We start from the raw sequence: 16687 nt of genomic DNA on the forward strand, positions 1-16687 counted from the left end.
CAATGAAATAAAATAAGCTGTTCTGTATATACCCTGCCTGTCATAGACGGGCCATGCACACGATCATCACCCCCATCATGACCGGTTTCTGCCTTGGCGCCTCTGCCATCATCGCTGTTGGAGCCCAGAATCTTTTCATTCTGCGACAGGGCCTGAAGCGGGAGCATGTCCTGCCCATCATCCTGCTCTGCGCCAGTGTGGATGCGGTCTTCATCACAGCCTCCGTCCACGGCGTTGGAAAAATTGTCGCCGCCATGCCGTTCTTTACGGACATCCTGACCTATGCTGGCGCTGCTTTCCTCATCTGGCAGGGCCTCTCTGCCTTACGCCACATGACAACCAGCAGCTCTGTCACACTGGAAGACCAGCCTCCGCAGAGCCTGCGCAAAGTCATCGCCATGACCTGCGGCTTCACACTGCTGAATCCTCATCTGTATCTGGATACGGTGCTTCTCATGGGGTCTGTCAGCCTCACCCAGCCTGAAGGCAGCCGTTCATGGTTCGGACTTGGTGCCGTACTGGCCAGTTTTGTCTGGTTCCCCCTGTTGGGTTACGGAGCCAGAGTGCTGCGTCCCTTTTTCAGCAATCCACTCTCATGGCGAATTCTGGATGGGGTAACTGCCGCCATCATGCTCACCCTGGCAGGAACACTGCTCTATCACGCTGGCCTGGCAGGGTAAGCCTGCGCCCCCCTGACACGGCAGACACAAAAAAGGCCGCCCATGATGGACGGCCTTTTTCCTGATCCATTCCTGACGCCTGTCAGAACTGCACTTTGACGGACCCTGTAGCACCACTGTCCATGGCATGCTCGCCATACTGCCCCGTGTAGGACAGGTCGAGATCCACAGAATCCGTGACCCGGGCAGCTACACCCGCCTTGATCACAGCAGCATCACGGGACAGCAGCACGCCATTGACATTCATGCCACTGCCATCACCCATGAAACGTTCCGTCCTGCTGGAGCCGAGGCTGCCATAGGCACGGCGGTAAGCCCCCATGGCATGGGCCCGCAGCCACATCTCTCCAATCTGGAAGCTGCGTGCCACACGGAAACCAAAGCTGGTGAAGCCCACGCTACGATCCTTGGACTGACCATACAGGGCAGCCACGCCATGCTCCTGGAAACGGCCTGCGTACTGGTTGACGTAGGACCCCTCGAAGAAAGGTTCAAACTGGAACTTGTCAAAGTCAAACTTGTAGCTCAGCTCCGTAAAGGCACGGGCCGTCCCGTTACGGTAATTGCTGGTCTGCCGGCCACCAAAATCAGCCACCTGCACATGCCGACGCATGTTCATCAGGTTCCAGGTGTAGAAGGCCCCCAGACGCAGATTGAAGCGTCCCCAATGAGACCCGGCATAACTGCCCAAGCTGATGTTGTTGCTGTTACCAGACGAGTTGCTCGTCCCATTGGCATTGAACATGGAATGCCCGTAGGCAATCATGCCACCCACACGCCACCGGTCATCAACTGGTGTATCCACACCCATGACGAATCCGGCTGTCTGATGGTGCAGCAGGCTTGCGTTCCCGCCGCCACCATTATGCCCCAGGCTGCCATAAGCCTGACCCCACATGATGGTGTGGTCGCTGTGGCACTGGGATTCCTTGCGCCGTGTGTAGAAATTGTAATGCCCCTGGGCGGACATTTTTCCATCACCCTCACAGCCTGCCTCAACCAGACGGTCCAGCACGGCCTGTTCCAGCAGATAGCTGTCCTGGATCAGGGCAGTCCGGGCAGATGCGTGGATGTCACCAGAGAGATTACCCAGTGCACGACGGGCCTCACCAGCGGAACTGACGCCTGTCATGGCCTGCACCACGCTACTGCCACTGGCCATGCCATCAAGTGCATGGCCAACTTCACGCTCGTTCTGGTTCCCCGCCACGCTGCTGAAGGAGACATTATTACGGGCATAGACCACGTCCACGGCCTGATTCTCGAACGCCAGATAAGGCGACACGAACAGGCCATCTGGCAGATTGCCTGTCAGGGCGTTGTCATGATTGGCACTGACCGTCCCTGTTGCTGTGAGGATACGATAACCATCCCCCGCATAGATACGGTCATTGTCGTTCTTCACAATATTGAGGGTCGCACTGTTCAGCTGGGCATCACCATTCACATGGATCAGGCCACTATTGAGCTGACGGTAGGAGCCTGTCAGCGAACGGCCGGTCGTATCGATCGTACCATTCTGGCGGCTATACCCCTGAACGTTGTTCAGCGTGATGTAGGAGTTGGACGAAACCGGTGTGGAGCTTGCGCCCACGGACAACACAGACTGGTGACCCGCAGTGCCATTCATTGCCAGAGCCGTCCCCTGATGCCCGGCAGCACCGATATTCAGGGTTCCGCTGCTCTGGTTCCAGTTAGCCTCAACGGTACCACCTGCCGCAACTGTCGTGACGGCAGCAGCCCCATTATCTGTTGTGTTACCTGTCAGACGGGCACCATCCTCAACCGTGATCCCGGAAGAAGAAGAATTGTTGCTGTCAGACGCCTGACCATACCCGGAAGCAACGGCCAGCGTCGTGTCCTTGCCCGACACGACCGTCTCACCCTGGTAGCTGTTGTCATGATTGGCCACATACAGCGTACCGCCGCCTGTTGCCGTCAGACCGCCAGTCCCCGTCAACTTGCCTGTCAGATAGGTGCTCTGCTGGTTTGTATCGAATGTCCCATGCCGGACAGCCTCCCCGGAGGGAGTCCCATCGGACAGATAGACATTGGAATCCACATGCAGGTCGCTGCCCTGACGGTTCTGGATGACACCGTTACCATACAGGACCACGCCACCATTCTCCTTGGCAGACGTCCCATTCGTCTGGGTGGCATCACTGCTGATACCACTGCTGCCGTTCGTGTCGCCAGCAACCAGAGTACCGGTTGCTGCCCCGGCATTGGACTGATCATCACCACCAACCCGCAGCTGACCATCGCTCATGATATGAACATTGCCAGCATTGTTGATGGTACCACCAGCAGTCACACCGGCATAATAGCGGGGTGCTGTACCATTGCCCTCACCAATGACCATGCCACCCTGACCAACATTCAGCTGACCACCGGGCTGGGTCACACCACCTTCGGCAGAACCAACAGTCAGAGAGCTGTTGGAGGCCAGGTGCCCGTCCGTGTCCTCGCCACTAACGGCCACGCCATAGGCTGTCACCTCACCACCCTTCTGGATGCTCAGATGACCGGTCCCCTGCTGGCCAACAACGAGGTTCCCCGTGTCGCCGCTACCCGTCAGATCCATTCTGGACTGGACATTGCCACTGGCATTCTGCCCGTCACCGACCGTCACATACCCAACGGACCCAGCCTGATTCCCGAGGGTGACATTGCCATCCGTGGTGACCGTACCGCCATTTCGGACATTCAGCGCCCCCTGGCCCTGGTCACCGACAACCATCTGTACGGCTTGGTCCCCATCCTTCTTGGCTGTCAGGGACGAACCGGAGCCATCAACCGTCACGCTGCCCTGGGAGCCAGCACTGCCACCGACAACCACATCGCCACCCACAACGGCCTTGCCGCCCTGCGTGACAGACAGGTTGCCCTCGCCATCAGCCCCAACAAACATGCCACCAGCACCAACGGTCAGACCGCTGCCTGCCCCGGTAACAGACACATCACCCTTGCCGGAGGCCTGGTTGCCGATAGCGACAGTCATGGCACCCACCTGGCCACCATTCTGGACAATCAGACGGTTTTCCTGCCTCGTATCGCTGGCACCGTAGCTCTGATCGCCATTGCCAACAATCAGCTGACCATAAGGCTGCATGACCTTGCCATCACTGTCTGTCTGGCCACGCAGCAGCAGGATGCCATCCTTGTCCACTGTCAGCGTACCAGAATCGTTGGCGGCCAGACCAACTATCGTTGCCCCCCCGGAAGTGATGCCACCAACCTTGCCATCACTGCCTGTCAGGGTCAAAGATCCATTACCACGGACAAACGTACGCCCATTATAGACATTCTGCCCCGTGAACGTCACGTTGTTGGGCTGGGTCTGCTGCGTCTGATTGACAGTCTCGCCCGTATTGACATCAACACCACCGGCCTGGTCGATGGCGGCTGTCTGATCAGCACTCCCACGGATGGAACCCGAGAAGGTCTGATCCGTTCCATCTCCTTTGACACGATAGATATCGCTGCCCGTATTGATGACGCTCCCCTGATCGGACAGGTTCGTCACTTCCTTGACGGACGGCTCCTGACCATTGATCGATACCGGCGTGGCCGCCGAGACCGCGTCCGCAGCCTGGGCAGGCGTAAGGACAGGCCCGAAAGGCGTTACCTCCACACAGAACAAAGCTGCTGTAAAGAAAAGTTTATTCCGCATGACTTTCCCCGCACCCGTACTCCATTGCAGTCCTCTCCTCCCAACAATGCCAGAAAACAGACTGCCCCCCGGAAGGGCACAGTCCAATGAGAAGAGCGACTATGTTCATCGAAAAGTAATATAAAATTAAAATTAATACAAGTTTTTTGTTAAGCCAATAATAACCATAATGAAACCATATTTTCACTCTATTATGATCGAGCGAGCTCGTGATGCCGACATGACAGAGCCCCTCCGGAATCAGCAGAAATGCTGTCCGGACATGGAGAAGCAGTCTCATCAAAAAAGAGAGGGATCTTATATGGTGAAGGAAATGGGCGCCTGTCTGGGCCGCTCCAGCCCTTCACGCTCGGCCTTCTGGAGAAGATCAGCCAAGGTGATCGCTGAAAGCCGATCCTTGATTCCTTCATTCAGATCAGCCCACAATGGTGCAATCACCAAAGACTGGAGGGGACTGCCATCCCGCTCCTGCAAGGCAGCCACCTGGTCCCGCACACCAACAGCACAGACAATCTCGTGCAGGCTAACCACCCGTGGGGACCGTCCCAGCCGGTATCCCCCTTTTGGCCCACGAACACTGTCCAGAAGCTCCGCCCGTGAAAGAGCCTGGAGCACCGGCTCGATTCCACGCCTCAACAGACCGCTGCGCCTGGCTATGTCCGCGCCACTCACGACCCCGGACCGTCCGGCATAAAAGGCCACATCAAGCATGATGGACAGGGCCGTCAGGATACGATCGTTTTTCAGATACATCATTCACTCTTCAGCCATCAAAGCGTCAGCCTCCTTTTAGCCCATCTCGCGTTATAAGAAAGAAAATTATGCGAATGTTTCGCGATCCTTTACCGTTTCTTCTCCAGTCTTTCCAAAGCGACATGACGAATACCGGGCAGACCTGCTAGTCTTGTTCTTACATTCATCATGGCAGGGAGTACCAACGATGACAGAACCTCGCTCATCAGATTTTCCTTTCCCTCTTTCCACGACCCCGTTCGCAGCCCCCCGTGGGCATGTCTATCCTTCTTTCATGGAAGTCGTGGGCGGCACTCCGCTGGTGGCCGTTCCCCGGCTGACAGAAAAGGAAGGGTTGAAAGCCAACCTGCTGCTCAAGCTGGAGTTCTTCAACCCTCTGGCCTCCGTCAAGGACAGGATCGGCGTGGCCATGCTGCGGGAAGCACAGGAAAAGGGACTGATCACACCGGGCAAGTCCGTTCTCGTGGAGCCGACATCCGGCAATACCGGCATCGGCCTCGCTTTTGCGGCAGCCTCCATGGGCTACCGGATGATTGTCACCATGCCGGAAAGCGCCTCGATGGAGCGGCGTAAAATGCTGGCCCTGATGGGAGTGACCCTGGAGCTGACCCCCGCCCCGCAGGGCATGAAAGGGGCCATCAGCAAGGCACAGGAGATCCTTGAAAAAACTGAAAATGCCTGGATGCCCAGCCAGTTCACGAATCCAGCCAATCCGAAGGTTCATGCCGAGACAACCGCTGAAGAAATCTGGACAGACACGGCCGGTGCCGTAGATGCCGTCGTGGCAGGTCTGGGTACTGGGGGAACGGCGTCCGGCATTGCCCATGCTCTCAAGCCACGCAAGGAAGGGCTGAAAGTGTTTGGTCTTGAGCCCTCCGAAAGTGCCGTCCTCAATGGTGACGATCCTGGCCCGCATGGCATCCAGGGGCTTGGCCCGGGCTTCAAGCCCGATACGCTGGACATCCGTGCGCTGGACAAGGTCATCCCCGTTACCGAGCATGATGCCCTGACGACAGCCCGCCTCTGCGCCCGCACGGAAGGTCTGCCCATTGGCATTTCCGCTGGGGCAGCCCTGTTTGCCGCCATGGAGCTCGCCAAAAAAGACGAATGGGCTGGCAAGACCATCGTAGCCATCGTGCCTGACTTTGCCGAGCGTTACCTTTCAACGGCTCTGTTCTCCGGCCTTTGAGAGACCTGATCCCGCCTGCCAGACCGTAGGCTACTCTCCGGCTGGCAGACATGTAGCGATGAAAAAAGCCCCCGTTCCTGGCATGGGAACGGAGGCTTTTTTTTAAAGACTCGCGGGCCTGCTCCGGCCCTGCGCCTTACTCGGCGGTATAACCACCGTCGATCACCAGCTCGGTTGCCGTGACGAACTTGGATTCGTCAGAGGCCAGGTACAGAACACCGTAGGCCACGTCTTCCGGCGTGCCCAGATGACCGACCGGATGGATGTCCACCAGATGCTGATAGGCAGCCTTGTCGGTACGGGTCAGCTCATCAACCAGCGGTGTCTGGATGTAACCCGGGCAGACGCTGTTGATGCGGATCTTGTACCCGCTGCGGGCACAATGCAGGGCAGCAGACTTGGTGAGCATCTTCACGCCGCCCTTGGAGGACCCATAGGCAGCCAGATTCGGAATACCAACCAGTGCAGAGCTGGAACACATGTTGACGATGGAACCGCCCTCACCGCCATTCAGCTCCCGCATGATCTCGACGGCATATTTGGTGCCGAGGAACACACCATCCAGATTGATGGACTGCACACGGCGCCAATCCTCCAGAGACGTGCTCTCGATGGTCCCGTCATAGGCGATGCCAGCGTTGTTGACGACAATGTCCAGACGGCCATCATGTTCCTTGATGGCAGCCATCGTCTTCTTCCACTCGTCTTCCTTGGCCACGTTCAGGGGCAGGAAGCAGGCCTTGCCGCCAGCCTTGCGGATTTCTTCCACAACCTCTTCACCACCCTTCGGGTTGAGGTCAGCCACGATGACCTTGGCACCTTCCTTGGCCAGAACCTTGGCAATCCCCTTGCCAATGCCGCTGCCGGCGCCTGTCACGAGTGCAATCTTTCCAGCAATCCGTCCCATCTGTCATCTCCTCAGATAAAGGTGTCTGTTGTCACGCTACTCTCTTTGCATGAAAGGTCTTTGATTTATATCAAATTAACTACTGCCCTCTGCCACTCCATTACTGTTTCCCGTCATCGACTCCATCATGCTCCGCAGTCTTCAGCGCTTTTTCATTCAGCATCCATTAATGCATATCATCCATGCCCTTACAGCACTCCCACATGGCCCGATGGGGAGCCGGTCCCCCATCGCATGCCACAATAACCGGGCCATCAATTAATACGAAATAATATAGTTGTTTATAGAGAGCTGGAAAAAGCACGCTACCAGGCCTTTCACTCAGCAGGATCACTTCACAAAAATATATATAAAACAGTATGTTATGAAAAAATTTACTCAAAATGACATTTTTCACTTTCAAATAAGATGAAATACCCCATTATGACATTCGGATATGTTGTTTTATAAAATAACTATCATAATTCGTTTTATGGAGTTCCTACCATGGCTTCCACCGCTGCTGCTTTCGCTCCGCTACACCATGCCCCGGTCACCCTGAAGGCCATCCCCCTCAGCCCGGCCATCGGCGCCATCGTAGAAGATGTGGATATTTCACAACCCCTGTCTCCGTCGCAGAAGAACGACATCCACGAGCTGCTTCTGCGCCATCAGGTCCTCTTCTTCCGTAAACAGACCATCACACCCAAACAGCAGCGGGACTTTGCCCGCAACTTTGGCAAGCTGCATCTCCACCCCATATTCCCGACCGTCCCCGACGTGCCGGAAGCCATCGTGCTGGATACCGCCAAGAACGACCTGCGGGACAATGCCCTGTGGCATACGGATGTCACCTTCCAGCAGGAACCGCCAAAAGCTGCCGTGCTGACCAGCCGCCTCCTCCCGGAAACAGGCGGGGGAGATACGATCTGGGCCAGTGGTACCGCTGCCTATGATGCCCTTTCCGACGGCATAAAACAGCGCATCGACACGCTGACAGCCCAGCACGACTTTCTCCGCTCCTTTCCTGTCTCCCGTTATGGCCGCACGGATGAAGAGCGGAAAAAATGGGCTGAAACACGCAACAATTTCCCACCCGTGACCCATCCTGTCGTCCGCATCCACCCGGAAACGGGAGCAAAGGGGCTGTTTGTCAGTGAAGGCTTCACGACCGAAATCAACGATGTGGACCCCGAAGAAAGCGCTGCCCTGTTGGCTTATCTGACCCGTCATGCCACAAAACCTGAGTTCTCCGTCCGCTGGCGGTGGGAAGAGGGTGACGTTGCCTTCTGGGACAACCGCATCACGCAGCATTATGCCGTGAATGACTATCTCCCCGCCCGGCGGATCATGAACCGCATCACCATCATCGGGGACCGCCCCTATGGCCCCGGTCAGAAAGGATAACGTACCCGATGAGCCAGCCTCCTGCGTCACCGTCATCCTCGTCCGGTGCCCCTGCCGCAAGCCGTTTCAAAGGGCTGCATGTCGCCATGATCTCCATTGGCGGCATCATCGGGGCGGGGCTGTTCGTCGGAACGTCCGCCACCATCGCCGCAGCCGGTCCTGCTGTCCTGCTGTCCTATCTGGCAGCGGGAATCGTCGTCTGGCTGGTGATGCGTCTGCTGGGAGGGCTGGCCATCAACGCACGGGGGCAGGGGTCCTTCATCACCCACATCGCCACCCATAACGGCCCCAGGGCAGCCTTCATTACAGGCTGGAGCTATGCCTTCCTCTGGGCCGTGACGGCCGGAGCACAGGCCGTTGCCGGTGGCATGATCATCGGACGGCTGGCAGGCGTTGCCCCCCTCTGGGGAGCGCTTGTCCTTGTTGCCATTGCCTGGACGATAAACCGTCTCTCCCTGCGCCATTACGGGCAGGCAGAAACAGGTCTCTCCATTTTCAAACTGCTCTTTCTGGGCGGTTTCATCGCCCTCGGCCTGGGCTGGCTGGCTCTCTCCGGTCATCCCTTCGCCATAGCGCTCGACAACATCACCGCACATGGAGGCATCTTCCCCAAAGGAAGCTGGGCTGTCATCGGGGCTGTCCCCATGATCGTGCAGACCTTCACCGGCTGCGAGATTGCCATCATCGCCGCCACGGACAGTGACCGCCCCCTGCGGGCCATCGCCCATACCATGCGGCGCCTCCCTTTGCAGGTCCTGTTCTTCTATGCCGGGTCGGTACTGGTCATCATCTCCCTGTTGCCGTGGAATGGTGTGCATGTAGGGCAGTCCCCCTTCCTGAGCGTGCTGGAATATCTCCGTGTTCCGCTGGCCCGCTACGCCGCCATTGCCGTAACACTGGTCGCTGTCCTCTCCTGCCTCAATTCAGCTGTCTATGTCGTGTCCCGCACCTTGCGGGAACTGGCCGATTTGCGCCTCGCCCCGCAGAAGCTGACAGAAGAAACAGACCGGCAGGTCCCCATCTGGTCCCTGCGCCTGACTACCCTGCTGGAGCTGGCTGTCATCGCTGCTGCCATCGGCTCGCCGGAAACACTCTATCCCGTTCTTCTCGGCTCATCAGGCGGGCTGATCCTGTTCATCTATTTCATGATCGCCATCGCCTACTGGCTCTGGGCCCGGCAGTCACAGACAGCCACGGCCCTGCCGCTGGCCAAGGGACTGGCCGTGCTCATCCCAGTTCTTGGAGCCATCCTGCTCATTCTGCCCTCCGCACGCGGGGATGCCCTGCTGTCACTCGCCGTCATTCTGCTTCTGACGCTGACCAGCCTGACTTTCATCACCCGGCGATGTCTGAACAGGGCCTGATACCTCTCTCATAAAACCGGGGTGCCCCAAAGATGGGGCACGACTCCGGCACCTGCCCTTTCACCGTCTCAACGGATCCGTCATGCCATCATATCGCCATCTGTTCTGGATGGGCCTCACCGGCCTGTCCGCACCCTTTGTCGTGCCTGCTTCACTCCAGGCCGCCGGTCTCCATAACAGCCCGGAAACTGACCATCACACCCAGCATCTCACGTCTCGCCATGCAGACGGCAAGACGGGTCGTCTCCGATCATCAGCCCCTCATCCGGGGGGCGCCGCCACAGCTGGGGCCAGCACGAAACGCCATGCCCGCAAGGCCGTTCATGGCGGGTATGAGACCCTGTCCGTCCGCACCCGCCATATCGTTCAGGGCACGCAGCTCGTGCTGGGGCACAAGCAGCTGGAACAGCAGGTACCCGGCACCAACCCCCTCCGCACGCTGGCCCAGATGCCGGGCGTGCAGTTCCAGTCCGACGACCCGCAGGGTGTGGACACCTACTCGACCCAGATTTACATGCATGGCTTCATCCAGAACGAGATCGGCATGACGCTGGATGGCCTGCCCCTCGGGGAGCCGACCTTCCGCAACTATAACGGGCTGAACCCGCTACAGGCCATTTCCTCGGAGAATGTGGAACGGCTGGAGGTCACCCAGAGTGCCGGGGCGGAAAGCACGGCCAGCACCAACAATCTGGGGGGCAGCATCAATTACGTCTCCAGCAACCCCAAGAACAGAACGGGAGGGCTGGTTGCCCAAACCTTCGGCAGCAATGCGCTGTTCCATTCCTTCTTCCGGTTCGACTCCGGCAGGCTGAATGAAAGCGGCACGAAGTTCTACGTCTCCTACATGCGCAATCAGGGCGACAAATGGAAGGGCGGCGGAGACCAGTTCATGCAGCAGGTCAATGCCAAGCTGGTCCAGCCCATCGGGGAACGGAGCCAGGTTTCCGCCTTCTTCAACTGGGATGCCCTCCAGATGGTGAACTATCAGGATTACGCTCCCAGCTGGCTGGACCAGGCTGGGTCCCGGCTGGACAATTTCTACGGGCGGCCCGGCGCATGGGCCAGAGCCTACCGGGCCGCACGGGGGCAGTACCCTGCCGCCTATGACCGGCTGTCAGACCCCAAGGATGTTTCCTACTACGACAGTACGGCCAGCTCGTCCGACCTGTTCGGAGGCATCAAGGCTGACCTTGCCCTGACCGACCGCCTGACATGGAAAAGCAGCCTCTATGGCCATAGCGAGACCGGCCACGGCACCTATGCCAGCCCCTATGCGTACCAGAACGGTATCAATACCGTTCAACTCAATGGTGGCCCCATTTTCGAGCAGGTCCGCCATCCTTCCATCGAACGGTTCGGCGGGCTGACTTCCTTCGATTACCGCCTGAAGCGGCATGATCTCTCCGTGGGGTTCTGGTACGAGAACAACCGGTATGATTCCTACGCCTATGCCTACCAGCAGCCCGACAGCCCCAACGGCACACCCCTGAATCCATTCAAAAGCTTCAGGAACGTTCCCGGCCGGACCCTCTGGGGGCAGCGTTACAACACCAACAGCTTCACGGCCTACGTGCAGGACACCTATCACCCCATCAGGTCCGTTGCGCTGCATTTTGGCTTCAAGTCCATTCTCAATACGACCCGTGTGGGCCATGCCACCAACTGGGAACCCCGCTTCCCGGCTCTGGCCAGCGGAGAAAGCCTGACGACCGCCAAGGCCTTCCTGCCCCATATCAGCGGGGACTGGCACTTCCTCCACCATCATGAGCTCTTCTTCGACATTTCCGAGAATGCCCATGCCTACAGCCAGTCCGGCTACAACTCCAGCAACTCACCTTTTGCAGTGTCCCAGCTTGCCTACAACGCCACGAAGAACAGCCTGAAGCCGGAAACGGCCTGGACCTTCGCCGGAGGCTACCGCTACACCGACCATCTCATCCAGAGCAGCCTGTACCTGTACCGCACCAACTTCCATAACCGCCTCCAGCAAATTCTGGGCAGCGCGGGTGCCGGGTCCATCCTCACCAACAACACCTCCACCGTGCAGAATGTGGGGGGCGTGACCATGAATGGCGTGGATGGGGCCATCACCATCACGCCGCTGCCCGGCCTCGCCCTGCTCAACAGCATCAGCTACGACAAGGCAACGTACGACCAGAACATACGCAGCGGCGGAACGCTCTATGCCACGAAAGGTCGGCAGGTGGTGGCGTATCCCCGCTTCATGTACAAGGCCCGCCTCTCCTATGAGTGGCGGCATCTGCAGGCCTATGTCGATACCCAGTATTATGGGAAACGCAGCTATGACTATGTGGGCGACTACAAGCTGCCAACCTACTGGCTGGCCAATTTCGGCCTGATCTACACGCTGGACATGACCCGTCTCGGAATGCGCAACCCTACGGCCGTGAGGAATCTGGTCTTCGCCTTCAACATCTACAATCTGGCCAACACCAGATACGCCTCCACCGTGGGCCAGAACGGCTTCACGATGGATAACCAGGGCGGAGCAGCCTACAACAACCAGTCCATCCTTCTTGGCGCACCCCGCCAGTTCTTCGGCTCCGTCAAGGCGGAGTTCTGAGACACCCCACCTGCAAGAACGGGCCGGAAAGGACAGTCCCTTCCGGCCCGTTTCTGTAGGCTCTCCCAGAAGCCGCCCCCCTCAGGCGGGGCTGACGGCGGTATTCTGATAGTAGAACTGATAGCGTCCCAGCTGGTCTTCCCAGTCCTTCACGTTGGCCCCATCCGGCAGAACCACGCTGTCAAACCCGCAACGTCTGAAATGGATGGCCTGATCCGGCAGAAGATGGCCGGACGCCCGGATTTCCCCTTCATACCCCTCATATTCCCGCAGGGACCGGGCCTGCGTGAATGCCCGCCCGTCCCGGAAGACGGGGAACTCCAGCACGATCAGTGTCAGGCTGCCAAGATGGGAGCGCAGCTCCTCCACCTCGACATCCGGTGCCAGAGAGATGGCCGTGCCCTGCCGGGTTTCCTTCCACTCCTCGAAAGGAACGGGAGAGGCCGCCTCCAGCGTTTTACGCCCGCTGAGATCAAACAGTTTCATAAGCCACCTCCTTGAAAGCCTTCAGGCCACACCGCTTGAGCATCGCAGCGAAGGTCTCCCCCTTCTGACGCTGCCCGAGATAGAACTCCACGATGCGGGCCACGGCATCCACGGCTTCATCCTCTGCAAAGGACGGGCCCAGAATCCCGCCAATGGCCGCATTCTCCCCGGCATCCCCGCCGAGAAGAATCTGGTAGGTCTCGGCCCCCCGCTTGTCGACCCCCAGAAGACCGATATTACCCACGTGATGATGCCCGCAGGCATTGATGCAGCCCGACATGTGGATGCTCAAGGCCCCGATCTCGGCCTGCAGGTCGGCATCGCCGAAACGGGCCCCCAGCTTCTGCGCCAGTGGCAGGGAGCGGGCATTGGCCAGATTGCAGTAATCCAGCCCCGGGCAGCTCACAATGTCGCTGATGAGACCGACATTCGGTGCGGCAAGGCCCAGTGCCTTCAGGCCCTGCCACAGTTCATGCAGCTGGTCCTTGCGGACATGCCCGAACACCAGATTCTGAAGATGCGTGACCCGTACCTCACCAAATGAATGACGCTCGGACAGATCAGCCAGACCGTGCATCTGCTCGGCCGTCACATCACCGGGAATGGCCCCCGGTGTCTTCAGGGAGATGACGGCACAGATATGGCCTTCATCCTGATGAGGATGGGTATTGCTGGCCACCCAGCGGGCAAAGACGGGATCAGCCTTCCTGTGCTGCTCCAGCACGTCGGCCGCATCTGCCGGGGCCTTGAGGTCCGGCAGGGCGAAACGGGCACGGATCTGCGCCACATGCTCCGGTGTCAACCGGTAGGCGGCACGGTCCATGCGGGCCAGCTCTTCCTCCACGGCCTTGCGGAAGGCCTCCAGACCGATGGTCTGCACCAGAATCTTGATGCGGGCCTTGTAGAGATTGTCCCGCCGTCCGAACGCATTATAGACACGCAGAACGGCCTCCAGCGTGGCAATCAGGTCTTCTTCCTTCACGGAATCGAAGAGTTCCTGCCCGACGACCGGCGTCCGCCCCAGTCCACCGCCCACGAAAAGACGGAACAGCGGACCATTCTCACCAGGACGGGCCAGCAGGCCGATGTCATGGAAGCGGGCCGCCACCCGGTCTTCCGGGCTGCCGGAAATGGCGATCTTGAACTTGCGGGGCAGAAAGGTGAACTCGGGATGAAGGGTGGACCACTGCCGCACGATCTCGGCATGGATGCGGGGGTCCATCAGCTCATCCTTTGCGGCCCCGGCAAACTCGTCCGACGTGACATTACGGATGCAGTTGCCGCTGGTCTGGATGGCGTGCATGTCCACCTCGGCCAGCTCCCGCAGGATGGTCGGAACGTCCTTCAGCGCAATCCAGTTGAACTGGATGTTCTGCCGGGTGGTGAAATGGCCGTAATTCCGGTCATACCTGGCCGCAATGTCGGCCAGCCTGTGCAGCTGGCGGCTGTCCAGCACGCCATAGGGAATGGCCACCCGCAGCATGTAGGCATGAAGCTGGAGATAGACCCCGTTCATCAGCCGCAGGGGCTTGAACTCTTCCTCGCTCAACTCGCCGGAGAGACGACGGCGGACCTGCCCTTCGAACTCGTTGATGCGCTCCTGAAGGAAGGTCCGGTCCCGCTCCTCATACTGGTAATGCCCGACAGACCGTGACGCAGGCTGTGTCATCCTACCTTCTCCTTTTCCCGCACCGGGGCATGATCGTAAGAAAAATCCGGGTGAACGCTCGGCCCGTGGGCCCGGATGGCTTCCCGTGTCGTGACAGGCTCGGGAGGCCGGGTATCCTTGGCCACGACCTCATATACGGCCACGACCTCTTTCTGTTCCGCCTCGGCCAGGGCACGCTCCAGAGCCGGACCGGCCTCCTCATAGGTGAAGCGGACAGCCTCGGCGATGGATTCATGCCAGTGATCCCCCTCGCCAAGCCAGACAATACGGCCATCCAGCAGACGGCTGGCCGTCAGCAGCAGGATTTCCCCTTCTCCCGGGCGGGAAAGACGTTTCATCAGGCACTCTCCTTCGATGTGCTGTAACCGGGCACAGCCTGCACCACCTCGCCACGGTGATGCACCACTTCTCCCACAATGATCAGTACGGGACTCTGAAGCCCCTGACGACGGACATCTTCAGCAATCGTGCCCAGCGTGCCCGTCACGCAACGCTGGTCTGCACAGGACCCCCGATGGACGACCGCCACCGGCCAGCTTTCCGGCAGGCCATGATCCTGCATCTTCCGGCACAGCTCCGCCATCGAGCCCAGCCCCATGTAAATGACGACCGTCTGCCCTCTGCGGGCAAGGCTGGGCCAGTGCAGGTTCAGCGTTCCATCAGCCCGGGCATGGCCTGTCACCACCACGCAGCTCTGGGCGCAGTCCCGATGGGTCAACGGCATCCCGGCGGCGGCGGCACAGCCATTGGCCGCCGTGATGCCGGGCACGACCCGTACCGGCACGCCGGCAGCCAGCAGGGTTTCCATCTCTTCCCCCCCACGGCCGAACACGAAAGGGTCACCCCCCTTCAGCCGCAGGACACGTTCACCCCGCCTGGCCCGGCGCAGCATCTCGGCCTCTATGTCGCTCTGCGGCAGGGTGTGATGGCTCCGCTTCTTGCCGACATAGACACGCTCGGCATCACGCCGCACACGGTCCAGCACGTCCGGCGCCACGAGATTGTCGTACAGGACACTGTCCGCATTCTGCATCAGGCGCAGGGCCGCAAGGGTAAGCCAGTCCGGGTTTCCCGGTCCAGCCCCCACGAGCCAGACCTCACCCTGCGGGCAGTCCGCCTCGCCTTCGGCCTCCGCCACGAGCTGCTCCAGCTGCTCCCGTGCCCGGTCTTCCTCCCCAGCCAGGGCAGCCTCATAGGCCGGACCATCCACGAAAGATTCCCAGACACGCTGCCGCTGCTTCATCCCCGGCAGGCGGTCCTTCAGCCAGCCCCGCTGCTTCTGCATGAAACGGGCGGCCTCGCCCATTCTGGCCGGGAGCATGGCCTCGACCATCTGCCGGACACGACGGGCCAGAACCGGAGAGGCCCCGCCAGTCGTGATGGCCACCTGCACGGGGGACCGGTCTACCAGAGCCGGAGTTATGAAGCTTGAAAGAGCCGGGGCATCCACCACACAGACAGGTACCCGCAGCGCATGGGCCTGACGGGCCACCATCTCATTGACGGCCTCATCATCCGTGGCGGCAAAGACCAGTGCCATGTCTGGCAGAACGGCCTGAAGGGCGTCTTCTGCCACCCTGCCCTGACGGAACACGGCCTGCCCCTGCTCCACCAGAGCTGCCAGCTCGGGATGCAGTGTTTCTGCCCAGATGTGGATCATCCGGCATCGCCCCTTCAGCAGACGCATCTTCTGCACGGCCACCTGCCCGCCCCCCACAAGGAGGGCGTCACGCTGGTCCGTCCGCAGAACGATGGGCAGATAGGAAAAGGGCTTCGTCGTCATGCAGGGAGCATGTCAAATCTGGGATAAAAATCAACTTTTTATTTTGTTGTTTTTATAAATCACTATGTTTTTTAGTTTTAATAAATTCCCAAGCTCACAGGGGGAACAACCGCCATTCTGCCCATAATGGATGGCTGCCTGTCCCGCTTTATCTTACAGCCCTGTCATCTCATCACAGGAATGTGAAAGCGCTTGCGAAATTAAACTACT

At 59.2% G+C, this 16687-nt stretch carries 12 protein-coding genes; 5 read left to right on the forward strand and 7 right to left on the reverse strand.

The window, feature by feature from the left end:
- The first annotated feature begins 53 nt into the window (after positions 1–53).
- Positions 54–680 (forward strand): LysE/ArgO family amino acid transporter, encoded by a 627-nt coding sequence (locus CO583_RS05435; protein WP_103765730.1) that lies wholly within the window; start codon positions 54–56, stop codon positions 678–680.
- 82 nt (positions 681–762) lie between these two features.
- Here CO583_RS05435 and CO583_RS05440 read toward each other — a convergent pair whose 3' ends face one another.
- Both CO583_RS05440 and CO583_RS05445 read right to left on the reverse strand, forming a co-directional pair.
- The gene (locus CO583_RS05440; RefSeq protein ID WP_248630795.1) at positions 763–4353 is read right to left on the reverse strand and encodes an autotransporter outer membrane beta-barrel domain-containing protein; all 3591 of its coding nucleotides are present in this window, start codon (positions 4351–4353) and stop codon (positions 763–765) included.
- A 297-nt stretch (positions 4354–4650) separates the two neighbouring features.
- Positions 4651–5106, reverse strand: a complete 456-nt coding sequence (locus CO583_RS05445) for an Rrf2 family transcriptional regulator (RefSeq protein ID WP_043561842.1) — start codon at positions 5104–5106, stop codon at positions 4651–4653.
- A gap of 187 nt (positions 5107–5293) precedes the next feature.
- Here CO583_RS05445 and cysK point away from each other — a divergent pair, with 187 nt between their 5' ends.
- Positions 5294–6295: a cysteine synthase A gene (cysK, locus tag CO583_RS05450; protein ID WP_043561845.1), complete on the forward strand. Its 1002-nt coding sequence runs from the start codon at positions 5294–5296 to the stop codon at positions 6293–6295.
- A gap of 136 nt (positions 6296–6431) precedes the next feature.
- Here cysK and CO583_RS05455 read toward each other — a convergent pair whose 3' ends face one another.
- Positions 6432–7202, reverse strand: a complete 771-nt coding sequence (locus CO583_RS05455; RefSeq protein ID WP_043561847.1) for an SDR family NAD(P)-dependent oxidoreductase — start codon at positions 7200–7202, stop codon at positions 6432–6434.
- Positions 7203–7688: 486 nt separating this feature from the next.
- Between CO583_RS05455 and tauD the strand changes: the two genes are divergently transcribed.
- From tauD to CO583_RS05470, 3 genes are all read left to right on the forward strand, one after another.
- A complete protein-coding gene (gene tauD / locus CO583_RS05460; RefSeq protein ID WP_081562534.1) occupies positions 7689–8588 on the forward strand; it encodes a taurine dioxygenase in 900 nt (299 codons plus the stop codon).
- 8 nt (positions 8589–8596) lie between these two features.
- Complete coding sequence (locus CO583_RS05465) at positions 8597–9952, forward strand: amino acid permease (RefSeq protein WP_086431680.1); 1356 nt, start codon at positions 8597–8599, stop codon at positions 9950–9952.
- 82 nt (positions 9953–10034) lie between these two features.
- A complete protein-coding gene (locus tag CO583_RS05470; RefSeq protein WP_248630794.1) occupies positions 10035–12539 on the forward strand; it encodes a TonB-dependent receptor in 2505 nt (834 codons plus the stop codon).
- A gap of 81 nt (positions 12540–12620) precedes the next feature.
- Here CO583_RS05470 and CO583_RS05475 read toward each other — a convergent pair whose 3' ends face one another.
- The 4 genes from CO583_RS05475 to cysG are packed head-to-tail and all read right to left on the reverse strand — an operon-like array spanning position 12621 to position 16477.
- Positions 12621–13025, reverse strand: a complete 405-nt coding sequence (locus CO583_RS05475; protein WP_043561850.1) for a DUF934 domain-containing protein — start codon at positions 13023–13025, stop codon at positions 12621–12623.
- Positions 13012–14694, reverse strand: a complete 1683-nt coding sequence (locus CO583_RS05480; protein WP_248460257.1) for a nitrite/sulfite reductase — start codon at positions 14692–14694, stop codon at positions 13012–13014. Before CO583_RS05480 ends, CO583_RS05475 begins: the two co-directional genes overlap by 14 nt.
- Complete coding sequence (locus CO583_RS05485; protein WP_248630793.1) at positions 14691–15032, reverse strand: DUF2849 domain-containing protein; 342 nt, start codon at positions 15030–15032, stop codon at positions 14691–14693. The genes CO583_RS05480 and CO583_RS05485 overlap by 4 nt, the downstream gene beginning before the upstream one ends.
- Complete coding sequence (gene cysG, locus CO583_RS05490) at positions 15032–16477, reverse strand: siroheme synthase CysG (protein WP_248630792.1); 1446 nt, start codon at positions 16475–16477, stop codon at positions 15032–15034. The genes CO583_RS05485 and cysG overlap by 1 nt, the downstream gene beginning before the upstream one ends.
- Positions 16478–16687: the final 210 nt, after the last annotated feature.

The sequence above is a fragment of the Parasaccharibacter sp. TMW2.1882 genome, from assembly GCF_023337635.1.
GTDB lineage: Bacteria > Pseudomonadota > Alphaproteobacteria > Acetobacterales > Acetobacteraceae > Bombella > Bombella apis.